Below are 24,124 nucleotides of genomic sequence, written 5' to 3' on the forward strand. Positions count from 1 at the left end.
CGGGTCACTCCGGATCGATCGCCGCCGCGGACTCGGCCACCAGCAGGCGGGCGTCGTCGGGCACGTTGCGCTTCAGCACGGCCAGCGCCACGAGGCCCAGTTCGTGGTGGCGGACGGCGGTGCCGACGAAGCCGACCGCCCGGCCGTCGAGGGTGACCGGGGTGCCGGGGGCGGGCGGGACGTCGGTGGCGACCCCGTCCAGGTGCAGCAGGGCGAGGCGGCGCGGCGGGCGGCCCAGGTTGTGCACCCGGGCGACCGTCTCCTGGCCGCGGTAGCAGCCCTTGTCGAGGTGCACGGCGGGGCCGATGAGGTCGACCTCGGCGGGGATGGTGCGGTGGTCGGTCTCCAGGCCGAGGCGCGGGACGCGGGCGGCGACGCGGATCGCCTCGTACGCCCACAGGCCGGCCAGCGGCACGCCGAGGCGTTCGATCACCTCGGGCACGGACGCGCGCGGCACGAGCAGGTCGACGCCGAGCCGGGTGCGCCGGGCCAGCCCGACGCCGTCGATCGCGCGGACGTCGTACCCGCTGGACGGGCGCGCGGCGACGGACCCGGAGGGGAACTTCGGGCCGGGCACCGGGTCGATCCGGGGTTCGGCGAGGCCGGCGCCGAGGGCGTCGGCGGCGCCGGGCCCGACGAGCGACAGCACGGCCGTCTCGGCGGTGGCGTCGCGCGGCTCGACCCGGGCGAAGAAGCGCATCTTCTCGAGGAAGACCAGCAGGTCGGCGGCGGCGCCGGGCTCGGTGTCGAGCCAGGTGGTGACGCCGTCGTCGGCGACGAGGGCGTGGTGTTCGACGTGGCCGTTGGGCGACAGGACGAGCAGCTCGGTGCCGCCGGTCAGGTCGCTGAGGTGCTGCGAGGTGATGCTGTGCAGCCAGGACAGCCGTTCGTCGCCCGGGACGGCGACGACGCCGCGGTTCGAGCGGTCGACCAGGCCGACGGCGGTCTCGAGCGTGCGCTGCTCGCGCATCGGGTCGCCGTAGTGGGCGGCCACCCCGGCGTCGCGCGAGTCGGGGTCGAGCGCCTCGACGGCGACGACCCCCGCAATGTTGATCATGACTGCTCCCGGCATTCCGCGCAGAGGCCGAAGAAGGACACGTGGCCGATGTCGACCTGGAAGCCGCGGGTGTCCAGCAGCCGGTCGGCCACCGGCTGGACGACCGCGGGGTCGACGCCCGTGCTGGTGCCGCACGACCGGCACACGAGGTGGACGTGCTCGTGCTCGCCGACCCGGTGGTACGTGGGTGAGCCGTGCGACAGGTGCGTGTGGGTGACCAGCCCCAGCTCCTCGAGCAGTTCGAGGGTCCGGTAGACCGTCGTGATGTTGACGCCGGCGGCCCGCTCGCGCACCTGGTGGTGCACCTGCTCGGGCGTGGAGTGGCCCAGGTCGTGCACCGCCTCCAGGATCAGCTGGCGCTGCGGGGTGAGCCGCAGCCCGCGCTCGCGCAGCAGCTCGGCCAACGACGTGTCACTCACCCTGCGAAGTCTATGCTCCGCGCCATGACCGACCGCATCGTCGTCGTGCCCGGCCGCGGCGCGCTGCCGCCCGGCACGCCGCTGGTGGCGGGCGACGACCCGGCGGTGCTGCACGGCGACGGCGTGTTCGAGACCGTGCACGTCCGGTCGGGCGTGCCGTGGCTGCTCGGCGAGCACCTGACGCGGCTGGCGCGCTCCGCGGACCTGCTGGCCCTGGACCCGCCCGACCTGCGGGACCTGGCCGCCCAGGCGTGCGCGCTGGCCCCGGCCCCGGAGAGCGCGCTGCGGCTCGTCGTCACCCGGTCCGCGCACTGGGCGACGATCTCCGCCGTGCCGCCCGCCACCCTGGCCGAGCGCCGCGCCGGGGTGCGGGTGGTCACCGCGTCGCTCGGCGTCGCCGCGCACGGCCGCCCGCCGTGGTCACTGTCCGCCGCCAAGTCGCTGTCCTACGCGGCGAACCTGGCCGCGCGGCGCTGGGCCGCCACGCAGGGCGCCGACGACGTGCTGTGGACCTCGATCGAGGGGTACGCGCTGGAGGCGCCGACGGCGAACGTCGTGTGGCTGGCCGAGGGCGAGCTGCGCACGACGCCCGCCGACACGGGCATCCTGCCGGGCGTGACCGCAGCGCACCTGCTCGCCGTCGCCGGCCTGCCCGCCGGGGAACGCCTGGCGACCGTGCCGGAACTCGCCGCCGCCGACGGGATCTGGCTGACGTCGTCGCTGCGCGGGCTCGCCGAGGTGCGCGCCCTCGACGGGACGGCCCGCCCGGCGTCGCCGTGGACCGCCCGGCTGCTGGGCGCGCTCGGCTTCCCGGCGTAGCGGTCAGCCCCCGACGCGGATCAGCCGGGCCGACAGGTGCGGGAACAGCCCGTGCCCCTCGGCGGCCATCTCCTGGGCGTACAGCAGGGCGCCCTCGACGATGCCGAACAGCCGGTGCCCCGCCGTGACCTCCGTGGCCGTCGGCGAGCGCAGCACCGCGTCCGTCGCCATCTCCAGCTGGGTGCCCTTGGCCTGGCCCAGGTACAGCTCCATGACGCCGGTCGGGCTGGCCATCAGCGCCTCCAGCTCGTCCGTCGCGTTGCCGTTGCGGGTGATCGGCCGCCACCAGCCGATCTCCCGCGACAGCAGGCCGGACGGCTCGGAGTCGTCGCCGAGCTTCCACGAGCGCGACTCGTAGTGCAGGAACGGACGGCCGTCGTGGCTGATCCGGATCTCCTGCGCGAAGTTGAAGTCGTCCACGCCCGGGTAGCCGCCCTGCCCGCGGCCGCGCCACAGCCCGATGAACGGCAGCAGCCCGAGCAGCGCCGGGTGCAGGTCCGGGCCCTGCCGCAGGTCGTGGGTGTCCTCGTACGGGTACGGGTCGACCGGCGGCGCGTTCAGCCACGGCGGCGGCCCGAGGGGATTGTCGGTCGTACTCACGTCAATGCCTGTCCGTTTCACCAGCGCCCGCGGGCGATCTTCACCGCGAGGTACGCGACGCCGCCCGCCAGGGCGCCGAACCCGGCGACCAGGAGGCTGACGAACCCGATCTCGGTAACCATGTCCGGCTCATCCTATGCTGACGCGCATGGCTCGCTCGCTCGTCGTCAAGGCCACCGCCGGCGCGGACGCCCCGGAGCGCTGCTCGCAGGCGTTCACGGTGGCCACGACCGCGCTCGCCGCCGGCGCGGAGGTGTCGTTCTGGCTGACCGGCGAGTCGACCTGGTTCGCGCTGCCCGGGCGCGCCGCCGAGTTCGTCCTGCCACACGCCGCCCCGCTGCCGGACCTGCTCGGCATGCTGGTCGAGGGCGCGCAGGTGACGGCGTGCACCCAGTGCGCGGCGCGGCGCAGCATCACCCCGGACGACGTGCTGCCGGGCATCCGGATCGCGGGCGCGGCCGTGTTCGTCGAGGAGATCCTCGCCGACGGGGCACAGGCGCTCGTCTATTGAGGCGGACTTAATACTATTGGCAGGCGCCGTCTCATAGGCTCCTGTCCATGTCTTCGCGCTCCCTCCGCCGCTGGACCGCCGTCGCCGCCGCCCTCCTCCTCGGAGCCGGCGCCGTCGTCCTGGCCCGGCCCGGCGAAGCCGCCGTCACCCTCGCCACGGTCGCCTACCCGGCCGCGTCCGCCGACGTGACGAACCCCGAGCGGGGTCCCGCGCGCTACTACCTGTGCGGGCAGAAGGATCAGCGCCTGTCCGTGGACCTGCTCACGACGCGCCGCACCGACGAGGGCACCACGCTCGCCTGGTGCATGGTGTACCTGAACGAGTACAGGGCGAGCCCGCTGACCGGCACCTGGCTGGCGGGGCTGGAGGCGGACTTCGCGGCCCTCCGCAATTCCGGCGTGAAGACGGTGATCCGGTTCGCGTACACGGACAAGGAGGCCGGCGACGACGCGACGAAAGATCGGGTACTGGGTCACATCGGCCAGCTCGGTCCGGTGCTGCGGGCCAACGCCGACGTGATCGCGGCCGTCCAGGCGGGCTTCATCGGCGCGTGGGGCGAGTGGTACTACACCCAGAACTTCGGCAACGAGGGCCAGGTCAGCGACACCGACCTGGCCGCCCGTAAGGCCGTGCTGGAAGCGCTGCTCGCCGCACTGCCGGCCGACCGGATGGTGCAGCTGCGCGTCCCCAAGGACAAGCGCACGTTCTACGGCACCGCGCCGCTGCCGGCCAGCCGCGCGTACGACGGCAGCAACCAGGCCCGGGTCGGCATCCACAACGACTGCTTCCTCGCCAGTGACACGGACATGGGCACCTACTTCAGCGACGCCGAGCGGACGTGGCACGAGGCGGAGAGCGTCTTCACGGTGATGGGCGGCGAGACGTGCGCGGAGTCGCCGCGCAGCACGTGCCCGACCGCGCGGGCCGAGCTGGCGCAGTTCCACTGGAGTTACCTCAATCTCGACTACCGCAAGGAGGTCCTCGACACCTGGGGCGCCTGCCTGCCGGAGATCAGGCAGCGGCTCGGGTACCGGTTCGCGCTGACCGAGGGCACGTTCCCCGAATCCGCCGCGCCGGGCGGCACGCTGCCGGTCCGGCTCGGCGTGCGCAATGAGGGCTACGCGGCCCCGTACAACCCGCGGGCCGCGCAGCTGGTGCTGCGCCGCACCTCCGACGGGCAGGTCGTCCGGCTGCCGCTGGCCGCGGACCCGCGGCGCTGGGCGCCCGGCGCGACCACCACCGTCGCGGAGACGCTGCGGCTGCCGGCGAACCTGCCGGCCGGGCAGTACCAGCTCGGCCTGGCTCTGCCCGACCCGGCGCCGTCGCTGTCGGGCCGACCGGAGTACGCCGTCCGGGTGGCGAACGCCGGACTGTGGCGCGAGGACGACGGCGGCTGGAACGACCTGCTCCACACGGTGACGATCGCCGGTACCGCCGCGCCCACCACTGCGGCTCCGACCACCGCCGCACCGACCACGGCAGCTCCCACCACGGCCGCGCCCACGACGGCCGCGCCGGGGGTCGCCGCATGGACGCCGTTCACCGCCTATCGGGTCGGTGACCGCGTCTCCCACGGCGGCGTGACCTACCGCGCGCTGCAGGCGCACACCTCGCTGCCGGGCTGGGAGCCGTCGATCGTCCCCGCGCTGTGGACCCCGGCCGGCTGACCCGGCGCGGTCAGCAGGTGGTGGCGGTGGTGACGCGGGCGATGCCGTCGGCCGCCGTCACCACCACGGAGGTGCCGCCCGCGCGGTAGGCCACCGCGCCCGGCTCCAGCTGGACCGGGTCCGTGGCGAGGTCGCGCAGGGCGGCGGCCAGGTCGGCGGGCGCGGGGCGGACCTCCACGACGGTGGCGCGGGCGCCGCAGTCGAGGGCGTACGCGGCCGGGCCTGCGGGGGTGCCGCCCAGGGCGGCGAGCACGTCGCCCGGGGCCGGGTCCGCGGCGGTCCAGCCCGGCCAGTCCAGCGGGTCGCCCTCGGGGCGGCAGCCGGTGGCCACCCGCAGCCGCACGACCGAGCCGCCGTCCTCGACGCGGCCGTCGACGGCGAGGAAGTCGCCCGCGTCGGCGTCGAGGCGGTGCTCGTCGCGGTCGGGGCGGTGCCGCACGGCGGTGTCCCAGGACGGGGGCAGCCGGTCGGCGATGCCGTCGAGGATGCCGGGGCCGCTGCCCGGGCGCACCCGCAGCACCACCTCCTGCGTCGCGGACGCGCCCGCGCGCACCGGCGTCAGCGAGCAGTCGCGCTCGACCTGGGCCGGGCCGAACGCCACCACGCCGGCCGGGGCGGCCGCGCGCAGCAGCTCGCCCGCCGCCCGGTGCACCGGGTCGTACGCCTGCCGCAGGGTGCGCTGCTCGGGCACCGTCGGGTCGTCGCGGCGGATCGCCCACACCGACAGCGCCACCAGCAGGACCGCCCAGGCGGCGGACAGCAGCACCAGCCACCAGCGGATCCGCCGGGGCGGCGCCGGGGCCGGGGGGTACGGCGCGGGGGCGGTCACCGGACCATCCTCACACGGCCAAGATCGGTGGACGACGAAGGCCGGGCCCCCAGCGGGGACCCGGCCGTCGGCGGAGGTGGATCAGGCGGCGACCGTCAGGCCGACCTCGTTGATGCCGCGGTCGGCGCTGATCTTCAGCTCGCCGTTGCCGTGGCGGGACAGGGCGCGCAGCGTCCAGGTGCCGGGCGCGGCGAAGAACCGGAACACACCCTGCGGCGAGGTGACGACCTCGGCGGTGAACTCGCCGGTGGCGTCGAGCAGGCGCACGTACGCGCCGGCCACGGCCTCGTTGTCGGCGTTGACCACCGCGCCGGTGATCACCGTCTCCTTCTCGAGGTCGACGGACGCCGGGATCGGGGCGGACTGGTCGGGGGCGGCGCAACCGGCCGCGGTCGGGGCAGTCATCAGGGTCACGCCTTCCCGGGCTCGTCGCCGAGGGCCACCGGCACGCCGATCAGCGAGCCGTACTCGGTCCAGGAGCCGTCGTAGTTCTTGACGTTCTGGTGGCCGAGGATCTCCTTCAGCACGAACCAGCTGTGCGAGGAGCGCTCGCCGATGCGGCAGTAGGCGATGGTGTCCTTGGAGTCGTCGATGCCGGCCTCGGCGTACAGCTTGGCCAGCTCCTCGTCCGACTTGAAGGTGCCGTCCTCGTTGGCCGCCTTGCTCCACGGCACGCTGATCGCGGTCGGGATGTGCCCGGCGCGCTGCGCCTGCTCCTGCGGGAGGTGGGCGGGGGCCAGCAGCCGGCCGGCGTACTCGTCGGGGCTGCGCACGTCGACCAGGTTCTTGACGCCGATGGCCTCGACGACCTCGTCGCGGAAGGCGCGGATCGACAGGTCGGGGGCCTGCGCGGTGTAGCTGGTCTTCTCGCGGACCGGCACGTCCTTGGTGTACGGGCGGGCGTCCAGCTCCCACTTCTTGCGGCCGCCGTCGAGCAGCTTGACGTCGCCGTGGCCGTAGAGCTTGAAGTACCAGTACGCGTACGCGGCGAACCAGTTGTTGTTGCCGCCGTAGAGGATCACGGTGTCGTCGTTCGAGACGCCCCGGTCCGACAGCAGGGCCTCGAACTGCTCCTGGTTGACGAAGTCCCGGCGCACCGGGTCCTGCAGGTCGGTCTTCCAGTCGAGCTTGATGGCGCCGGGGATGTGGCCGCCGTCGTAGGCGGTGGTGTCCTCGTCGACCTCGACGAAGACGAGGCCCGGGGTGTTGAGGTTCTGCTCGGCCCAGTCGGCCGAGACGAGTGCGGTGTCGCGACTCATCAATGACTCCCAAATGGTCGGGTGAGAGAGGTGGTGAGCCAACGCGTGGGAAAGGATGCGCACGCGCAGGACCCATGGAGGAACGGATCACGGGTTCATTGCGACGGCGCCGCTGCCGGGCGTGAAGAGGAAGATCAGATGGAACGCAGCACGAGCAGCCCCGCCGTCAGATGACGGGGCGACACAGGCAGGTGGCCACGCGGCACAGGTCGACCGCGCGCCGTTTCGTGAGCATCCAACCCATGGTTGGCGACAGTACCAGCGGTCCCACAGAGGTGGACAGAGCCGACCACCCTTCGGGATCACCGTCACGCCGTGGTGTTGAGCGGCACCTCCGACGCCTGCGCCGTCACCACGAGCCCCTCGGGCCGCGGCGTCACCTTCTGCAGCTTCAGGTCGAGCGGCAGCGGGGGCAGCTGCAGGTCGATGGAGATCTGCCGGGCGTACGCGTTGACCAGGTTCTGCGCGAACGGCACGGACTCCAGCCCCTCGGCGGTCAGCTCCTGGAACCGGATGCGCACCAGCTCGCCCTCGATGGTGACGTCGGCGGTGCCGGTGACGTTGAGCGTCTGCCCGGCCGCGGACAGCGGGGCGCGCACCGCGAGCTTGCCGTCCTTCTCGGCGAGCACGACGCCGTCCCGGCCGATGAGCGCGGCGACGCTCGCGTACTCGAGGGTGGCCTCGCCGGCGACGGAGCCGGCCACGATGTCGCCCTGGCCGTTCATCAGGGTCGACAGCGGGGCGCGCACGTCGCGGGCGGTGATGTCGACCAGCGGCATCCGCACCGCCTTGCCGTCCTGCTGGCCGCTGAGGTCGCGCACCACGATGCCGATGTCCTCGTAGTTGCCGGCGGCGACCTGGGTGAGGAACGGGACGCCGGCGACGTCGACCTCGGGGCGCGACGCGGTGGCGCCCTGGTTCTCGATCTGCGCGGCGACCCGGTTCGCGATCTCCCGTTCGGCGTAGTTCGCCCCGACCCGGTCGGCCACCACGGCCACGATGAGCAGCAGCACCACGAGCACCAGCAGGCCGGTGAGCAGCTTGCGGCCGGTGCGCCGGCGCGGCCGGGAGTCCACCGTGGAGTCGTACGTCACGTCGCCATCCTGTCGTCGGGGGTGCCTGTAGTTTCCCGGGCGGGCGCGACCCCAACCGTCACGCCACGAACACGACCGCCAGCACGTACGCGACGGGCGCGGCCAGCGCGAACGCCCCGAGCGGGCCCTGCATGTGCCGGGCCACCCACAGGTTGGGGGCGCGGCCGACCATGTTGCGCCCGGCCTCGGCGTAGTTGACCCCGAGGTCGACCAGCCCGGCCAGGCCGGCGGCGACGAACCCGATGACGGCGCCGACGCCGGGGGTGAACGGCACGGTGAGCAGGCTGCCGAGGATCGACGCCACCAGGGTGCCGAGCATGGCGCCCGCCACGATGCCGGTGGCGCCGCGCGGCACCTGCCGGGCGATGCGCGGCCGGGCGAACACCGCGTCGAGCAGCCGGGCGGCCACGAGCGCCACGGCCGTCGCCGTGAGGCACACCAGCACCGTCTGCGTGCCGCCCGGGCGGCGGGTCAGCACGATGAGCGAGGCGAGCGCCACGACGCCGCCGACGGTGAGGGCGGTGCCGCCGAGCGCGTCCTTGGCCCGCTGCCAGCTGATCCGGTGGGCCAGCTGTGCCACGGTGATGAGCGCGACGCCGCCGGCGAACACGTAGAGCAGCCGGTGCCAGCCGGCCTCCGCGGGCAGCATCGCGACGGCGTCGGCCGCCACCGCCACCCCGACCGCGACGACCGCCACGGTGCGCAGGGCGGGCGGGCGCTGGGCCATCGTCCAGGCGAGTACGAACAGCAGCTGCACCCCGAACACCACGACGGCGTACGGCAGCCGGGAACCGGGCCCGGCGGTCTGCGCGCCGAGGATCAGGCCGAGCCCGAGCAGCCCCGCAAAACCGGCGATGGCGACGGACAGCCGCGGCCGGACCGGGACGAACGGGACCTCGATCTCCTCCTCGGGCTCGTCCGCGGCCTCCTCGACGAGGGCGGCGGTGAGCTCGTCGGCGCGCCGCTCGGTGCCGCTGCGGTCCACTCCCGAGCGGCGCTCGGCGGTGCGGCCGGGGCGGATGACGCCGCTGACGTCGTCGTCCCACGGGTCGCCCTGCACGGCGCCGCGCACGGTGGCCCGCCCGGGTCGCGGGGGCTCGCCGGGACCCCAGGGGTCGCGGTCGCCGTCGTCGCCGGTGGTGGGAAGCACCCTGCGATGGTGCCAGACGCCCGCGTTGGTTACATCACGTGGCGACGCGACCAGGGGCTTCGGGGCTCAGGATCGGTTAAGGTGAACCCTTGCACCCCGTCAGCGACGCCGGGACCGGCTGGGGGTGGCGCCGGCACGATCCAGCGCACCGCCGGCCACGGAACGCGGCGCGTGCGCCGCGACAGACGGAGGTGAGCGTGGAGATTCTGCTGCTGGTGACGGCGCGCGCCGGGGAGCCCTCGGCCGTTCTGCCCGCACTCGATCTGCTGCCCCACTCGGTGCGCACCGCGCCCCGGGACGTGCGCACCCTCGTGGCCGGGCCGAGCCCGGACGCCGTGCTGGTGGACGCCCGCTCCGAGCTTTCGGAGGCCCGCGCGACCTGCCGCATGCTGCACGCCACCGGCCAGGGCGTCCCGCTGATCGCGGTCGTGCACGAGGCCGGCCTCATCGCCCTGAACGCGGACTGGGGCGTCGACGACGTCATCCTCGCCTCCGCCGGCCCGGCCGAGGTCGAGGCCCGGCTGCGCCTGGCGGTCGGCCGGCTGTCCAACGCCACCGCGGGCGCCGGCGGCGCGATCCGCGCCGGCGAGCTCAGCATCGACCCCGACACCTACGCGGCCAAGCTCAAGGGCCGCCCGCTCGACCTCACCTACAAGGAGTTCGAGCTGCTGAAGTTCCTCGCCCAGCACCCGGGCCGGGTCTTCACCCGCGACCAGCTGCTGCGCGAGGTCTGGGGCTACGACTACTTCGGCGGCACCCGCACGGTCGACGTGCACGTGCGGCGCCTGCGCGCCAAGCTCGGCTCGGAGTACGAGTCGATGATCGGCACGGTCCGCCAGGTGGGCTACAAGTTCGTGGTGCCGCCGTCGTCGCGGCAGCTGCCCGACTCCCAGCCCGCCCCGCTGCCGGTCGGCTGACCGGCCGCCGCGAGCCCACGATGACGACGGCACCGGTGGTGCACCGCGCCACCGTGCTGTCGCCGGGCGACGCGGCCGAGGTGCTGGCCCTGGCCGCCGCGGCGGCCGAGACCGACGGCGTCTTCCCGCTCGACGAGCACACGGTGTTCGGCGTGCGCTCGAACGTCCCGGCGGCGGCCGTGCACCTGACGGTCGTCACGGACTTCCTGGCCGGCTACGGGCAGGCCGACCTGTCGGCGGGCACCGGCGAGCTGGTGGTGCACCCGGCGGCGCGCGGCCGCGGGCTGGGCCGGGCCCTGCTCGACGCCGCGCTCGACGCGGGCGCCCGCCGGTTCTGGGCGCACGGCGACCACCCGGCGGCCGCGGCGCTGGCCGCCGCCGCGGGGCTGACCCGCGACCGGGTGCTGTGGCAGTTCCGCCGCCCGCTGACCGACCCGCTGCCGGACCGGCCGCTGCCGGCGGGGCTGACGCTGCGCGCGTTCCGGCCGGGCCAGGACGACGCGGCGTGGCTCGACCTGAACGCCCGGGCGTTCGCCGGCCACCCGGAGCAGGGCCGCTGGACGGCCGCCGACCTGGCCGCCCGGATGGCGGAGCCGTGGTTCGACCCGGCGGGCTTCCTGCTGGCGGTCGACGCGGGCGGCAAGCTGGCGGGTTTCCACTGGACGAAGGTGCACCCGGACGGCCTGGGCGAGGTCTACGTGCTGGGCGTCGACCCGGCCGGGCACCGCGCGGGCCTGGGCTCGGCGCTGACCGTGGCGGGCCTGCGGCACCTGGCCGGGCTGGGCCTGCACACCGCGCTGCTGTACGTCGACGAGTCGAACCCCGCCGCGGTCACGCTGTACCGCCGCCTGGGCTTCACCACCCACGCCACGGACGTGATGTACACCCGCTGACCCGTCGGACGTGACGTGGTTCACCAAACGGACAACTCACCCTCAGTCCTCGGACACCGCGGGGGCTGGACCTGTTCACCTCTCGTTCATTTCGGCCGGGGACGGCGGCTACCTGGGGCTCCTAGCTTTCGGACGTAAGCGAGTCACGTCCATGAAGGGAACACCTCAGGTGAAGCTCCAGCGGCCCGGCTACGCGGCCGGCATTGCTCTGACCGCCGCGCTCGCGCTGGCTGCGTGCGGCTCGGACAACAACGAGTCGCCCGCCGCCGGCGGCAGTGCCGCTCCGGCGAACTGCGCCAGTGGCACGATCAACGCCCAGGGCTCGTCCGCGCAGAAGAACGCGATGGACGAGTGGATCAAGGCGTACCAGCAGCAGTGCCCCGACGTGAAGATCAACTACGAGCCGAGCGGCTCGGGCGCCGGCATCCAGGCGTTCATCGCCGGCACGGCGGACTTCGCGGGCTCCGACTCGGCGCTGAAGGAGGAGGAGCAGCCGCAGGCGGACGCCAAGTGCCCCGGCGGCGCCGCCATCCACCTGCCGATGGTCACCGGCCCGATCGCGGTCGTCTACAACGTGAGCGGCGTCGACAGCCTCCAGCTCAAGCCCGCCACCATCGCCGGCATCTTCGCGGGCACGATCACCAAGTGGGACGCGGCCGAGATCAAGGCCGACAACCCGGGCGCGACCCTGCCGTCGAGCACCATCCAGACGGTGCACCGCTCGGACTCGTCCGGCACCACCGACAACTTCACCAACTTCCTGAGCAAGACCGCCGAGGCCCAGTGGACCTTCGGCAAGGCCAAGGAGTGGGCGGCCCCCGGCGGCACCGGCGCCAAGGGCTCGGACGGCGTGGCCAGCGCGGTCAAGGGCGCCGACGGCGCCATCGGCTACGTCGAGCTGTCGTTCGCCGAGAACGCGCAGCTGAAGATGGCCAAGGTCGGCAACGGCGCGGGCGAGTTCGCCGAGCTCACCGCCGAGAACGCCGCCAAGACCGTCGCGAGCGCGGAGATCACCGGCAAGGACGCCGACCTCAAGCTGGCGATCGACTACAACACCAAGGAGGCCGGCGCCTACCCGCTGGTGCTGGTGACCTACGAGATCGCCTGCAGCAAGGGCACCCCGGCCGACAAGCTCGCCGCCGTCAAGGGCTTCCTGAGCTACGCGGCCAGCACCGCCGGCCAGGCCGAGCTGGCCGAGCTGGGCTACGCCCCGCTGGCCGAGGAGGTCCGGGCGAAGGTCGAGGCCTCCGTCCAGACGATGTCCTGACCTTCCGCACACCCCCCTTCGAGAAGGACAGCGAGCGAGCAGATGGGTGACACCTCTCCCCGCTCGGCGGAGACCGGCACCGGCGGGACCCTGACGACCGATGGTCGTCGCGGTTCCGCCGGTGGCGGCGTTCCGCCGGCACACACCCCCGACAGCCCCGGGCTCGGTGGCGGCGGCGGCCTCCCCCGCCGGACGCGGTTCGGCATGGAGTCCGGCTTCCGCGTGCTGACACTGGCCGCCGGCGCGATGGTGCTCGTCATCATCGTCGCCATCGCGGTCTTCCTGATCAGCAAGGCCGTGCCCGCGCTGCGCGCCAACACGGAGAACTTCTTCACCTTCAACGGCTGGTCGCCCAACGGCACCGAGCCGCGCTTCGGCATCGCCGCCCTGGCGTTCGGCACCGTGCTGTCCGCCGTGCTCGCCCTGCTCGTCGCGGTGCCGGTCGCGCTCGGCATCGCGCTGTTCCTGTCGCACTACGCCCCGCGGCGCATCGCGACGCCGCTCGGCTTCGTCATCGACCTGCTCGCCGCGGTGCCCTCGGTGGTGTTCGGCCTGTGGGGACGCGACGTGTTCATCAACCCGGTCCGGGACTTCTCGGTCTGGCTCAACGAGTACTTCGGCTGGCTGCCGATCTTCGGCGGCGACGGCCCGTTCGGCCGCTCGATCATGCTCGGCGCCCTGGTGCTGGCCATCATGGTGCTGCCGATCATCACCTCGCTCTCGCGCGAGGTGTTCCTGCAGACCCCCGCCATGAACGAGGAGGCCGCCCTCGCGCTCGGCGCCACCAAGTGGGAGATGATCCGCACCGCGGTGCTGCCGTACGGCAAGCCCGGCATCATCGCCGCGGTCATGCTCGGCCTGGGCCGCGCGCTCGGCGAGACCATCGCGCTGGCGATGACCCTGGGCATCACGTTCGACATCTCGGCCAACCTGATCGAGAACGGCGGCAACACGATCGCCGCCAACATCGCCAACGCCTTCGGCGAGGCGAACGACACCGGCCGCGGCGCCCTCATCGCCTCCGGCCTCGTGCTCTTCGCCATCACGCTGGTGGTCAACATGACGGCGCGCGCGATCATCTACCGCCGCCGCGAGTTCCGGGACAGTGCCGCATGAGTCTGTTGGAGCGCACCGGCGTCGCCATGACGCCCGGCAACATCCGTACCCGCAAGCTGTCGACCGCCGTCGTGCTCGGCATCGCCGTCGCCGCCGTGGCGCTGGCCGCCGTCGTCGTGTTCGGCCTGGGCATCGGCAACTGGGTGCTCGTCGTCGCCCTCGGCGGCGTGTTCTACCTGGCCGGCGTCTACGTCGCCGCGAGCCGGGTCGAGGGCCGGCGGGCCGCGCGCAACCGCACCTGGAGCGCGCTCATCCACTCCGCCTGCGTGCTGGCGATCCTGCCGCTCGCCTCGGTGGTGTGGACGCTGGTCTCCAAGGGCATGGAACGCCTCGACGGCGACTTCTTCGGCAGCTCGATGAACAACATCGGCGCGCGCGACCCCGAGGGCGGCGCGTACCACGCGATCGTCGGCACGCTGGAGCAGGTCGGCATCGCCACCGTCATCACGGTGCCGCTGGGCGTGCTCGGCGCGATCTACCTGGTCGAGTACGGCCGGGGCCGGTTCGCCGCGGCGATCCGGTTCTTCGTCGACGTCATGACCGGCATCCCGTCGATCGTCGCCGGCCTGTTCGTCCTGTCCTTCTACGTGCTGATCGTGACGCCGTGGTTCAACGACGGCCGGCCGGGCTTCTCCGGCTTCGCGGCGGCGCTGGCGCTGAGCGTGCTGATGCTGCCGACGATCGTGCGCTCCACGGAGGAGATGCTGCGGCTCGTGCCCGGGCCGCTGCGCGAGGGCGCGTACGCGCTGGGCGTGCCCAAGTGGAAGACGATCCTGCGGATCGTGCTGCCGACCGCGCTGTCCGGCATCGTCACCGGCATCATGCTCGCCATCGCCCGCGCGGCCGGCGAGACGGCGCCGGTGCTGCTGGTGGCCGGCGGCGGCGCCGCGATCAACTTCAACGCCTTCGAGAACAACCAGTCCTCGCTGGCCCTGTTCGTCTACCAGCAGGCGGGTGACGCGTCCCGGTACGCGCCCGCCCGCGCCTGGACGGCCGCACTGACGCTGGTCGCCCTCGTCCTGATCCTGACGATCGCGGCGAAGCTGCTCGCCCGACGCAACCAGCTGACCCGATAAGAGGTGTCCCCCATGGCCAAGCGCATCGAGGCGTACAACGTCTCTTCGTACTACGGGTCGTTCAAGGCGATCGACAACATCTCCATGACCGTCGAGCCGAAGACGATCACCGCCCTCATCGGCCCGTCGGGCTGCGGCAAGTCGACGTTCCTGCGGTCCATCAACCGCATGCACGAGGTGCTGCCGGGCGCCCGCATCGAGGGCCGGCTCACCATCGACGACCAGAACATCTACGACTCCGACGTGGACGTGACGGCGGTGCGCCGGATGATCGGCATGGTGTTCCAGCGGCCGAACCCGTTCCCGACGATGTCGATCTACGAGAACGTGGTCGCGGGTCTGCGCCTCAACGGCGTGCGCAAGAAGTCGCTGCTCGACGAGGCGTGCGAGAAGTCGCTGGTGGCGGCGAACCTGTGGAACGAGGTCAAGGACCGCCTCGACCGGCCGGGCGCCGGCCTGTCCGGCGGCCAGCAGCAGCGCCTGTGCATCGCCCGCACCATCGCGGTCGAGCCGCAGGTCGTGCTGATGGACGAGCCCTGCTCGGCGCTCGACCCGATCTCGACGCTGGCGATCGAGGACCTGATGTTCAAGCTGAAGGACCGCTTCACGATCATCATCGTCACGCACAACATGCAGCAGGCCGCCCGCGTCAGCGACCGGACCGGCTTCTTCTCGATCGACAAGACCGGCGACCCGGGCCGGCTCATCGAGTACGACGACACGCAGAAGATCTTCAGCAACCCGAGCGAGAAGAAGACCGAGGACTACATCACGGGCCGCTTCGGCTAGGCCCGCCTACAGCCGGATCCGCGCGACGCCGTCCGGCCCGAGCTCGATCTGGGGGAGGACGGGCCGGGCGGCGTCGCGGTCCGCGGCCAGGGCGGCCTCGACGGTGCCGTACCCGGCCAGCTCGGCCAGGGTGATCGCGGTGGGCGGGAGCATCGTCAGGTGCCCCGCGTCCGCCGGGTCGACCCAGGCCACCCGGTCGGCCTCGCCCGACACGTCGCGCGGCTCCTGCCCGGGCGGCAGCGCGGCCACGAAGAACCAGGTGTCGAAGCGCCGCGGCTCGAACTCCGGCGTGATCCACCGCGACCACGGCGTCAGCAGGTCGTCCCGCACGGTCGCGCCGCGCCGCGCCAGCACCTCCGCCAGCGTCGTCTCCCGGGCCACCAGGGCGGCGCGGTCGGCCTCGCTCGCCTGCTCGCCGCCGGCGGCCAGCAGGACGCCCGTCTCCTCGAACAGCTCGCGCACCGCCGCCGCGACGACGGCGCCCGCCTCGCGGTCCGGCAGGCCCAGCCGGGCGCCCCAGCCGGGGCGCAGCCCGTCCGGGGTGTCCGCCGGGTCGACCCGGCCGCCCGGGAACGCGTAGACCCCGCCGAACACCATCGCGGCGTGCCGGCGCAGGGCGTACACCTGGAAGGCCGGCGGCGCCGGGCGCAGCAGCACCACGGTGGCGGCCGGCCGCGCGGGCGCGGGCGGGCCGGTGAAGGCGGCCGCGCGCTCGGCCATGCCGGGCGGGAGCGGCAGGGTGACCACTCGAGCACGATAGCGTGCAGGGATGAGTGATCAGCGCGTCCGCTGGGGCATCCTGGGCACCGGCAAGATCGCCGGGAAGTTCGTCTCCGACCTGCCGCTCGTGCCGGGCGCCGAGCTGGCCGCCGTCGGCTCGCGCACGCAGGCGTCGGCCGAGAAGTTCGCCGCGGAGCACGGAGCCGCCCGCGCCCACGGCTCGTGGGACGCGCTGGCCGCGGACCCCGACGTGGACGTCGTCTACATCGCCACCCCGCACATCGCGCACGTCGCCGCCACCACGCTGTGCCTGGAGGCGGGCAAGGCGGTGCTGGTGGAGAAGCCGATGGCGCTGGACCGCCCGGCCGCGCAGCGCCTGACGGACCTGGCGGCCGCGCGCGGCGTGTTCCTCATGGAGGCCATGTGGATGCGCTGCCACCCGGGCATCCGGGCGGTGCGGCAGCTCGTGGCCGACGGCGCGATCGGCGACGTCACCGCGGTGCACGCCGACTTCGGCCTGGCCGGGCCGTTCGAGCCGACGCACCGGCTGCGCGACCGGGCGCTCGGCGGCGGCGCCCTGCTCGACCTGGGCATCTACCCGGTCAACATCGCCCACCTGGTGCTCGGCGCGCCGTCGTCGGTGCAGGCGTGGGCGCGGCTCACCCCCGAGGGCGTCGACGCGACCACGGGCATCCTGCTCGGCCACGACTCCGGTGCGGTCGCGGCGCTGACCTGCGGCATCGAGGGTGAGAGCCGCAACCAGGCGACGATCACCGGAACGGCCGGCCGGATCGAGCTGCCCACCCGCTTCCACTACCCGGAGGTCGTCACCGTGCACCGCACCGGGCGCGACCCGGAGGTGCTGGAGTTCCCGGTCGAGGGCTGGGGCTACCACTTCGAGGCCGCCGAGGTGCAGCGCTGCGTGCTCGCGGGCGAGCGGGAGAGCCCGCTGGTGCCGCACGCGGCGACGCTGGAGGTGCTGGACGTGATGGACCGCGTCCGCGCGCAGGTGGGCGTCGTCTACGAGCCGTGACGGCTCAGGGCTTGACCTCGACCGTGGCGCCGGTGCGGGCCGAGCGCAGCATGGCGTCGGCGACCCGCACCGTCTCCAGGCCCTCCCGCAGCGTCACCACGTGCGGGTCCTCGCCGCGCACGGCGGCGGCGAACGCCTCCAGCTCGGTCATCAGCGGCTCCGGCTTGCGGATGGCGTACCGGATGACGCTGCCCTCGCTCACGCCGCGGAACGTGGCGACCGCCGACCACGGCGCGGTCGTGACGCCGTTCTCGTAATAGGTGAGGTCGGCCATCAGGGTGTCGGCGACGAAGCAGCCGCGCTCGCCGGTGACGGTGGTGATCCGCTCCTTGAGCGGCGACAGCCAGTTGACGAGGTGGCTGGTCACCACGTCGATGCCGAGCACGCCGACGGCGCTGACCAGGTCCTCGTGGGAGCGGCCGCTGCGGGTGGCCGTGCTGGCCGACACCGACCGGTAGAACGACCCGGTGACCCAGGCGGTGAGGTCGATGTCGTGGGTGGCGAGGTCGCCGACGACACCGATGTCGGCGATGCGGCTCGGGAACGGGCCCTGCCGGCGCGTCGCCACCTGGTAGACCTCCCCCAGTTCGCCGTGGGCGAGCCGGGTGCGCAGGCTCTGCAGGGCCGGGTTGTAGCGCTCGATGTGCCCGACGCAGCCCAGCACCTGCCGCTGCTCGAACGCGGCGGCGATGCGCTCGGCCGCCGCCGGGTCGCCGGCGAGCGGCTTCTCGATGAGCGTGGGCACGCCGGCCTCGGCCAGCCGCGTCGCGATCGCCTCGTGCGTCACGGTCGGGGTCGCCACCACGCACATGTCGACGCCGCGGCGCAGCAGCGACTCCAGGTCGGGCAGCAGCAGGTCGGCGTCGAGCGGGCTGCTCTCCGGGCCGGCGTCCGGGTCGACCACGCCGACCAGCTGGACGCCGGGCAGCGTGCGCAGCACCCGGGCGTGGTTGCGGCCCATCATGCCGAGGCCGACGAGCCCGGCGCGCAGCGGCGCGGTCATCGGGCGACCGCCCCGGTCACGGCGCCGGCGACGGCGTCGGCGACGGCCCGCAGGTCGGTGTCGGTCAGGTCCGGGTGGACCGGCAGCGACAGCACCGAGTCGCAGGCGGCGGTGGTCTGCGGCAGGTCGAACGACAGCCCGAACGACGCCAGCCGGTGCACGGGCGTCGGGTAGTACACGCCGGAGCCCACGCCCGCCTCGGCGAGGTGCCGCTGCACCGCGTCGCGGCCGGCCACCCGCACCGTGTACTGGTGCCACACCGGCTCGGCCTGCGGCGCCACGGCGGGCACGGTCACGCCCGGCAGCCCGCCCAGCGCCGCCGACAGCACCGCGGCGTTGTGCCGGCGGCGCTCGGTCCAGCCGGGCAGCCGGGTGAGCTGCACCCGGCCGATCGCCGCGTGCAGGTCGGTCATGCGCATGTTCCAGCCGACGACCTCGTTGGCGTAGCGCTGCTCCATGCCCTGGTTGCGCAGCAGGCGCACGCGCCGGGCGACGTCGCCGTCGGCGCACACCACCATGCCGCCCTCGCCGCTGGTCATGTTCTTCGTCGGGTAGAAGCTGAACGCGGCCGCGTGGCCGAACGTGCCGACCGTGCGCCCGCCGTACCCGGCTAGGTGGGCCTGGGCGGCGTCCTCGACCAGGATCAGGCCGTGCCGCTGGGCGATCGCGACCAGCGGGTCCATCGCGGCCGGGTGCCCGTACAGGTGCACCGGCATGATCGCCGCGGTGCGCGGGGTGACGGCCGCCGCGACGGCGTCGGGGTCGAGGCAGAAGTGGGCCGGCTCGATGTCGGCGAAGACCGGCTGGGCGCCGGTGAGCGCGACGGCGTTGGCGGTGGCGGCGAACGTGAACGACGGCACGATCACCTCGTCGCCGGGCCCGATGCCGCACGCCACGAGGGCGAGCAGCAGCGCGCTGGTGCCGGAGTTGACGGCGACGCAGTGCCGGGCGCCCACGGCCTCGGCGAACTCGGCCTCGAACGCGGCGACCTCGGGCCCCTGGGCCAGGTTGCCGCCGGCCAGCACCCGGTCGACGGCCGCCCGCTCCTCCGCGCCGATCAGCGGCCGCGCGGCCGGGATCACGCGGCATCCCGGCGCAGTTCGCCGTCCCGCTCGCTGAAGGAGGCGCCGCTGCGCGGGCACTTCCAGAGTCCCGGGCCGACCTCGGTCAGCGGGACGCCCTCCTCGCCTACCCAGCCGACCCGGCGGGCGGGCACGCCGGCGACCAGCGCGTACGGCGGCACGTCGCGGGTGACGACGGCCCCGGCGGCGACCATGGCCCACCGGCCGACGGTCACCGGCGCCACGCACACCGAGCGGGCCCCGAGCGAGGCGCCCTGCTCGACGGTGACGCCGACGGGCGTCCAGTCGGCGGCCGACTTGCGCCGGCCGTCCGGGGTGACGGCGCGCGGGTGCAGGTCGTTGGTGAACACGGCGGCCGGGCCGACGAAGACGCCGTCGCCCAGGACCGCGGGCTCGTAGACCAGCGCGTGGTTCTGGATCTTCACGTGGTCGCCGGCCACGACGCCGGCGCCGACGTAGGCGCCCCGGCCGACGATGCAGCCGGCCCCCAGGCGGGCGCCGGAGCGCACCTGCGCCAGGTGCCACACGCTGCTCCCGGCGCCGATCTCCACGCCGTCGTCGATGTCGGCCGAGGGCGAGATGAAGGCCGGGCCCGGGTGCTCTGCCACTGCGTCGTCCACCGCTTCACGGTATGACGGTGATCGGCCGATTCGAGTGGTTTTCGGATATACGGCGCCCCGGGCCCGGGCGGCTCAGAACAGCGGGCGGACGATCAGGTACATCAGGCAGGCGAACAGGCCCGCCGCCGGGAACGTGATGATCCAGCCGATCACGATGTTGCCCGCCACGTTCCAGCGCACGGCCGACAGCCGCTTGGTCGCGCCGACGCCCATGATGGCCGAGGTGATCGTGTGCGTCGTCGAGATCGGGGCGCCGAGCACCAGGGCGTTGAAGTACAGCACGCAGCTGGCGACCGTCTCGGCGGCGAAGCCCTCCGGCGGGCGCAGGTCGATGATCTTGCGGCCGAGGGTCCGGATGATGCGCCAGCCGCCGGCGTACGTGCCCGCCGCCAGCACGGCCGCGGACGCCCAGATGGTCCACTCCGGCACGAACTTGGCGTCGTCCTGGTAGCCGCCGATGTAGAGGGCCAGCACGACCACGCCGATCGTCTTGGCCGCGTCCTGCATGCCGTGGCCGACCGACATGGCGGCCGCCGACACGGTCTGCGCCCAGCGGAAGCCCCGGTTCAGCTTGCCCGGGTTGCCGTTGCGGAAGGCCCACAGCACGCCGATCATCACGACGAAGCCGAGGAGGAAGCCCACCATCGGCGACAGGATCATCGGGATGATGACCTTCTCGATGATGTTGGTCCACTGCACCGCGCCGCCCGCCGCGAACAGCGTCGCGCCGACCAGCCCGCCGAACAGCGCGTGCGACGACGACGAGGGCAGGCCGAAGTACCAGGTGATCAGGTTCCAGGCGATCGCGCCGACCACGCCGGCGAACACCACGCCGAGGCTGGGCCGGCCGATGGGCAGGGTCACCAGCCCACTGCCGACCGTGGCGGCGACCTTCGTGCCGATGTGCGCGCCGATGAAGTTGCCGACGGCCGCCATGCCGAGCGCCACGCGCGGCGTCAGCGCCCGCGTCGAGACGCTGGTGGCGATCGCGTTCGCCGCGTCGTGGAAGCCGTTGGTGTAGTCGAAGGCGAGCGCGATCACGATCACCGCGAGCACGGCGATGAGCATGGGGTCCACGTGGATCAGGACTCCTTGACGGTGATCGTCTCGATGGTGTTCGCCACGTGCTCGAAGGCGTCGCAGGCGGCCTCCAGCTCGTCGGCGACCTCCTTCATCTTCAGCACGGTCAGCGCGTCGTACTCACCGGAGAACAGCCGGACCAGCAGCATCCGGTACGCCCGGTCGCCGTCGTTCTCCAGCCGGTTGATCTCGATCCAGTACTCCTCGAGGTTCTTCATCGAGGACAGCCGGGGCATGGCGTCGGCGGTGATCTTCGCCTGCTGGTCGAGCACGGTCACCAGCTCGTGCATCTCGCGCGGCAGCGACGGCAGCTCGGTGAGCCCGTACAGGTAGAGCAGGTTGCCGACGGCCTCGAGGTGGTCCATCACGTCGTCGAGCTGGGAGCCGAGGGAGTAGATGTCCTCCCGGTCGAACGGCGTGATGAACGTCGAGTTGATCTTCTTGTACAGCTCGTGGGTGATCTGGTCGCTGTCGTGCTCGACGTCGGTCAGCCGGTCACTGACGGACTGCACGTCGACGCCGGGCAGGGCCAGCTCGTTGAGCAGCGCGGTTCCCTTGACGAGGTTCGCGGCCGCCCGGGTGAACAGCTCGTAGAACGCGCCCTCGACGGGGCGGAAGGAGAACTTCACGGCATGGTCCTCGCTGCACTCGGGCGGACGGGGGTGAATATCACGGGGAATGCTAGGCACCCGCCTGTCGCGTCCTGTGCCCGCTCCCCCCTGCTCAACATCAGTTCAGGTGTCGTTCACGCGTTGTTCACCTTGAGCGGGCGGACATGCCGGGCAAGCGGGCCCAGGTCGGCATCGGCCACCGCATCCACCCCGGCGGCCCCCAGCTCGGCCAGGAAGGCCGCCCGGAACCGGCGCGGCCGCGGCAGCCCGCCGATCCGCACCGTCCGGCCCTCGGCGTGCGCCTCCGCGACCAGTCCGTGCAGGTAGTGCCGCTCGACGGCGGACAGCTCCTCCGTGCCGTCCCAGCCGAACCGGCGCGCCCACGGCTCGCCCAGCGCCGGCACCAGGTGCGGTGGGCCGGCCGCCGACCCGACGTCGTCCAGGGTGCCGTCCGCGAAGGCGTACCGGCGGTCCTGGCCGGCGAGCAGGCCGCGGACGTCGACCGTCCCGGCGATCAGCACGGTGACGGCGCGCGCCGACACCGTGCCGCGCACGCAGCGGCTGAACACCGCCGGGTGGTCGCGCAGCTGGCGGTCCAGGTCGAGGTACGCGCGCAGCAGCGTCCCCGCGTCGCGCTCCGGGCCGGTGAACTCCAGGACCAGCTCGAACGGGCGCCGCTGGCGCGGGTGCAGCCGGCCGCCGCGCCGCCGGGCCAGCTCCGCGAGCGGCTGCAGCACCAGCCGCCGCACCGTGCGGCCGGGCGCCGGCTCCCCCGCGCCCGCGAACAGCTCGTCGCGCGGGCCGGGCCGGACCGGGACGGTGGCGCCGCCGAAGCCCAGCCGCAGCGCGGTGCGCAGCGGGTCCGGGTCCGCGCCGGGCAGCGCGTGGGCGCCGGGGCGCCAGGCGCGCCCGCGCCGCGCGAGGGCCGCCGTGAGGCCGGCCGCCCCGCCCGCGGCCGCCACTCCGAACGCCCCGCTGAGCAGGGCCGACATGTCGTCCGCCATCGCCGTTCCGCCCTAATAGCAGATTCGGGTGTTTCACGACAAAACAGGTGGGCTCACTGTGACACACGGGGTTGGCCGCGGGGGTCAAGGTCGCGCACAATTCGCCCATGCCGCCGACGCCGCCCGACGCCCGGGCCTTCGAGGCCGAACGCGCCCACCTCACCGCCGTCGCGTACCGGATGCTCGGCAGCCACGCCGAGGCCGAGGACGCCGTGCAGGAGGCGTGGCTGCGCTACGCCGGCACGGACACCCGCGACGACATCCGCGACCTGCGCGGCTGGCTCACCACCACCGTCGGCCGGATCTGCCTCGACGTGCTGCGCTCCGCCCGGGTGCGGCGCGAGGCGTACCCCGGCCCCTGGCTGCCCGAACCCGTCGTGACCGCCGCCGACGGCCCGGAGGGCGTCGCCGCCCGGCGCGACGAGGTCGCCCTCGCCCTGCTCGTCGTGCTCGACCGGCTCACCCCCGAGCAGCGCGTCGCGTTCGTGCTGCACGACGTGTTCGCCGTGCCCTTCGACGACATCGCCGCCTCGCTCGGCACCACCCCGGCCGCCGCCCGCCAGCTCGCCTCCCGCGCCCGCCGCGCCGTCGGCGAGGAGGGCCACAAGCACACCGCCGACCTCGCCGAGCAGCGCCGCGTCCTCGACGCGTTCGTCCGCGCCGCCGGCACCGGCGACCTCGACGGGCTGCTCGCCGTGCTCGCCCCCGACGTCGTGTTCATCGGCGACGGCGGCGGCTTCGCGCCCGCCGCCCGCAAGCCCGTCGCCGGGGCCGTGCAGGTCGCCCGGTTCGCCGCCGGGCTGTTCCGGCGCGCCGAACGCGACCAGGCCGGGCTGCGGGTCGAGCCGGTGCTGGTCAACGGCGGGGCCGGGCTGCTCACCGAGGCGCGCTACCCCGACGGGACGGTGCTGCGGATGGTGCTCGGCGTCGCCGTCGCCGACGGCCGGATCACCGCCGTCTACAACCAGCTCAACCCGCACAAGGTCGGGCGCGCCCTAGACGACCGCTGACAGCCACTTCCGGTACGCCGTCGCGAACGGCTCCGTGCCGTCGCCCAGCGCCACCAGCAGGTGCGCCGCCGCGGCGCGCGCCTCGGCGATCACGTCGTCCGGGTAGCCGAAGCGGATGCGGTGCTCGTCGAACTCGTCCTCGTCGCGCAGCTCCACCGCCCCCGTCGCGCGCCGACGCACCACGTCCAGGTCCAGGTCGATGATGTGGACGGTGTCCTCGTCCTCCCAGCGCGCCGGGGTGGCGATGTCGCAGTAGACCTCGCTGGTGCGCGGCGGCGGGTTGAACATGCCCGTCCACCAGGCGTGATGCGGCACCAGCAGGACGAACGGGATCTGCTCCACCGAGGGCCGTCCGTGGTAGACCGACCGGGTGCCCTGCACGACGCCGAGCCACACGCCCAGGTCGTCCTCGTGCAGCCGCCGGGCCGGGTAGTCACGGTGTGCCGCGCCGTTGTACTTGCGGTACACGACCCGGACCATTTCGCTCGGCATGAACCA

General features: G+C 73.7%; 29 protein-coding genes. 11 read left to right on the plus strand and 18 right to left on the minus strand.

Going from position 1 to position 24,124, the window contains the following annotated elements:
• Window positions 1–4: 4 nt before the first annotated feature.
• Entirely contained in the window at window positions 5–1,057 is a 1,053-nt protein-coding gene (gene ygfZ / locus Sya03_RS07250; protein WP_203937411.1) for a CAF17-like 4Fe-4S cluster assembly/insertion protein YgfZ, read from the minus strand.
• Window positions 1,054–1,476 carry a Fur family transcriptional regulator gene (locus tag Sya03_RS07255; RefSeq protein WP_203937412.1) on the minus strand — a complete coding sequence of 141 codons (423 nt, stop codon included), beginning with the start codon at window positions 1,474–1,476 and terminating at the stop codon, window positions 1,054–1,056. Before Sya03_RS07255 ends, ygfZ begins: the two co-directional genes overlap by 4 nt.
• Window positions 1,477–1,500: 24 nt before the next feature.
• On the opposite strand from Sya03_RS07255, the gene Sya03_RS07260 reads away from it, so the two are divergent.
• Window positions 1,501–2,295: an aminotransferase class IV gene (locus Sya03_RS07260; RefSeq protein ID WP_203937413.1), complete on the plus strand. Its 795-nt coding sequence runs from the start codon at window positions 1,501–1,503 to the stop codon at window positions 2,293–2,295.
• A gap of 3 nt (window positions 2,296–2,298) precedes the next feature.
• Here the strand turns inward: Sya03_RS07260 and Sya03_RS07265 are convergent, their stop codons facing one another.
• The gene (locus Sya03_RS07265; protein WP_275411434.1) at window positions 2,299–2,895 is read right to left on the minus strand and encodes a heme-binding beta-barrel domain-containing protein; all 597 of its coding nucleotides are present in this window, start codon (window positions 2,893–2,895) and stop codon (window positions 2,299–2,301) included.
• Window positions 2,896–2,912: 17 nt separating this feature from the next.
• Window positions 2,913–3,017 (minus strand): small membrane protein MtfM, encoded by a 105-nt coding sequence (mtfM, locus tag Sya03_RS31490; RefSeq protein WP_275411435.1) that lies wholly within the window; start codon window positions 3,015–3,017, stop codon window positions 2,913–2,915.
• A 14-nt stretch (window positions 3,018–3,031) separates the two neighbouring features.
• On the opposite strand from mtfM, the gene Sya03_RS07270 reads away from it, so the two are divergent.
• Window positions 3,032–3,406 carry a DsrE family protein gene (locus Sya03_RS07270; RefSeq protein WP_203937414.1) on the plus strand — a complete coding sequence of 125 codons (375 nt, stop codon included), beginning with the start codon at window positions 3,032–3,034 and terminating at the stop codon, window positions 3,404–3,406.
• 47 nt (window positions 3,407–3,453) lie between these two features.
• Window positions 3,454–5,073 (plus strand): DUF4832 domain-containing protein, encoded by a 1,620-nt coding sequence (locus Sya03_RS07275; protein ID WP_203937415.1) that lies wholly within the window; start codon window positions 3,454–3,456, stop codon window positions 5,071–5,073.
• 10 nt (window positions 5,074–5,083) lie between these two features.
• Here Sya03_RS07275 and Sya03_RS07280 read toward each other — a convergent pair whose 3' ends face one another.
• From Sya03_RS07280 to Sya03_RS07300, 6 genes are all read right to left on the minus strand, one after another.
• Window positions 5,084–5,902: a hypothetical protein gene (locus Sya03_RS07280; protein ID WP_203937416.1), complete on the minus strand. Its 819-nt coding sequence runs from the start codon at window positions 5,900–5,902 to the stop codon at window positions 5,084–5,086.
• Between the two features lie 81 nt (window positions 5,903–5,983).
• On the minus strand, window positions 5,984–6,307 hold the full coding sequence (locus Sya03_RS07285; RefSeq protein ID WP_203937417.1) for a DUF1416 domain-containing protein: 324 nt from the start codon (window positions 6,305–6,307) through the stop codon (window positions 5,984–5,986).
• A gap of 5 nt (window positions 6,308–6,312) precedes the next feature.
• Window positions 6,313–7,161 carry a sulfurtransferase gene (locus tag Sya03_RS07290; protein WP_203937418.1) on the minus strand — a complete coding sequence of 283 codons (849 nt, stop codon included), beginning with the start codon at window positions 7,159–7,161 and terminating at the stop codon, window positions 6,313–6,315.
• Window positions 7,162–7,327: 166 nt separating this feature from the next.
• Complete coding sequence (locus Sya03_RS31830) at window positions 7,328–7,405, minus strand: Ms5788A family Cys-rich leader peptide (RefSeq protein WP_343950968.1); 78 nt, start codon at window positions 7,403–7,405, stop codon at window positions 7,328–7,330.
• Window positions 7,406–7,469: 64 nt separating this feature from the next.
• The gene (locus Sya03_RS07295; RefSeq protein ID WP_239107184.1) at window positions 7,470–8,255 is read right to left on the minus strand and encodes an LmeA family phospholipid-binding protein; all 786 of its coding nucleotides are present in this window, start codon (window positions 8,253–8,255) and stop codon (window positions 7,470–7,472) included.
• Window positions 8,256–8,313: 58 nt separating this feature from the next.
• Complete coding sequence (locus Sya03_RS07300; protein ID WP_203937419.1) at window positions 8,314–9,405, minus strand: hypothetical protein; 1,092 nt, start codon at window positions 9,403–9,405, stop codon at window positions 8,314–8,316.
• Window positions 9,406–9,596: 191 nt separating this feature from the next.
• On the opposite strand from Sya03_RS07300, the gene Sya03_RS07305 reads away from it, so the two are divergent.
• The 6 genes from Sya03_RS07305 to pstB all read left to right on the plus strand — a co-directional run bounded on the left by Sya03_RS07305 (window position 9,597) and on the right by pstB (window position 15,463).
• Window positions 9,597–10,322, plus strand: a complete 726-nt coding sequence (locus Sya03_RS07305) for a winged helix-turn-helix transcriptional regulator (protein WP_203937420.1) — start codon at window positions 9,597–9,599, stop codon at window positions 10,320–10,322.
• A gap of 20 nt (window positions 10,323–10,342) precedes the next feature.
• A complete protein-coding gene (gene mshD, locus Sya03_RS07310) occupies window positions 10,343–11,215 on the plus strand; it encodes a mycothiol synthase (RefSeq protein WP_203937421.1) in 873 nt (290 codons plus the stop codon).
• 169 nt (window positions 11,216–11,384) lie between these two features.
• Window positions 11,385–12,482: a phosphate ABC transporter substrate-binding protein PstS gene (gene pstS, locus Sya03_RS07315; RefSeq protein WP_203937648.1), complete on the plus strand. Its 1,098-nt coding sequence runs from the start codon at window positions 11,385–11,387 to the stop codon at window positions 12,480–12,482.
• A 42-nt stretch (window positions 12,483–12,524) separates the two neighbouring features.
• Entirely contained in the window at window positions 12,525–13,598 is a 1,074-nt protein-coding gene (pstC, locus tag Sya03_RS07320; RefSeq protein ID WP_203937422.1) for a phosphate ABC transporter permease subunit PstC, read from the plus strand.
• 26 nt (window positions 13,599–13,624) lie between these two features.
• Complete coding sequence (gene pstA, locus Sya03_RS07325; RefSeq protein ID WP_239107218.1) at window positions 13,625–14,674, plus strand: phosphate ABC transporter permease PstA; 1,050 nt, start codon at window positions 13,625–13,627, stop codon at window positions 14,672–14,674.
• Window positions 14,675–14,686: 12 nt separating this feature from the next.
• Window positions 14,687–15,463 (plus strand): phosphate ABC transporter ATP-binding protein PstB, encoded by a 777-nt coding sequence (gene pstB / locus Sya03_RS07330; protein WP_203937424.1) that lies wholly within the window; start codon window positions 14,687–14,689, stop codon window positions 15,461–15,463.
• 6 nt (window positions 15,464–15,469) lie between these two features.
• On the opposite strand, the gene Sya03_RS07335 is transcribed toward pstB, so the two are convergent.
• The gene (locus Sya03_RS07335) at window positions 15,470–16,183 is read right to left on the minus strand and encodes an NUDIX hydrolase (RefSeq protein ID WP_203937649.1); all 714 of its coding nucleotides are present in this window, start codon (window positions 16,181–16,183) and stop codon (window positions 15,470–15,472) included.
• A gap of 49 nt (window positions 16,184–16,232) precedes the next feature.
• Between Sya03_RS07335 and Sya03_RS07340 the strand changes: the two genes are divergently transcribed.
• Complete coding sequence (locus tag Sya03_RS07340; RefSeq protein WP_203937425.1) at window positions 16,233–17,216, plus strand: Gfo/Idh/MocA family protein; 984 nt, start codon at window positions 16,233–16,235, stop codon at window positions 17,214–17,216.
• A gap of 4 nt (window positions 17,217–17,220) precedes the next feature.
• Here Sya03_RS07340 and Sya03_RS07345 read toward each other — a convergent pair whose 3' ends face one another.
• The 6 genes from Sya03_RS07345 to Sya03_RS07370 form a co-directional block, all read right to left on the minus strand.
• On the minus strand, window positions 17,221–18,219 hold the full coding sequence (locus tag Sya03_RS07345) for a Gfo/Idh/MocA family protein (RefSeq protein WP_203937426.1): 999 nt from the start codon (window positions 18,217–18,219) through the stop codon (window positions 17,221–17,223).
• Window positions 18,216–19,301 (minus strand): DegT/DnrJ/EryC1/StrS family aminotransferase, encoded by a 1,086-nt coding sequence (locus tag Sya03_RS07350; protein WP_203937427.1) that lies wholly within the window; start codon window positions 19,299–19,301, stop codon window positions 18,216–18,218. Before Sya03_RS07350 ends, Sya03_RS07345 begins: the two co-directional genes overlap by 4 nt.
• Window positions 19,298–19,921, minus strand: a complete 624-nt coding sequence (locus Sya03_RS07355; protein WP_239107185.1) for an acyltransferase — start codon at window positions 19,919–19,921, stop codon at window positions 19,298–19,300. Before Sya03_RS07355 ends, Sya03_RS07350 begins: the two co-directional genes overlap by 4 nt.
• A gap of 72 nt (window positions 19,922–19,993) precedes the next feature.
• Window positions 19,994–20,998, minus strand: coding sequence for an inorganic phosphate transporter (locus Sya03_RS07360; protein WP_203937428.1), 1,005 nt, complete (start codon window positions 20,996–20,998; stop codon window positions 19,994–19,996).
• Window positions 20,999–21,003: 5 nt separating this feature from the next.
• The gene (locus Sya03_RS07365) at window positions 21,004–21,630 is read right to left on the minus strand and encodes a DUF47 domain-containing protein (protein WP_203937429.1); all 627 of its coding nucleotides are present in this window, start codon (window positions 21,628–21,630) and stop codon (window positions 21,004–21,006) included.
• 116 nt (window positions 21,631–21,746) lie between these two features.
• Window positions 21,747–22,616, minus strand: coding sequence for a PI-PLC domain-containing protein (locus tag Sya03_RS07370; protein WP_203937430.1), 870 nt, complete (start codon window positions 22,614–22,616; stop codon window positions 21,747–21,749).
• 107 nt (window positions 22,617–22,723) lie between these two features.
• On the opposite strand from Sya03_RS07370, the gene sigJ reads away from it, so the two are divergent.
• Complete coding sequence (gene sigJ / locus Sya03_RS07375) at window positions 22,724–23,626, plus strand: RNA polymerase sigma factor SigJ (protein ID WP_203937431.1); 903 nt, start codon at window positions 22,724–22,726, stop codon at window positions 23,624–23,626.
• On the opposite strand, the gene Sya03_RS07380 is transcribed toward sigJ, so the two are convergent.
• Window positions 23,612–24,118, minus strand: coding sequence for a DUF402 domain-containing protein (locus Sya03_RS07380; protein WP_203937432.1), 507 nt, complete (start codon window positions 24,116–24,118; stop codon window positions 23,612–23,614). The genes sigJ and Sya03_RS07380 overlap by 15 nt on opposite strands.
• Window positions 24,119–24,124 lie beyond the last annotated feature (6 nt).

Source organism: Spirilliplanes yamanashiensis, assembly GCF_016863475.1.
Classification (GTDB): domain Bacteria; phylum Actinomycetota; class Actinomycetes; order Mycobacteriales; family Micromonosporaceae; genus Spirilliplanes; species Spirilliplanes yamanashiensis.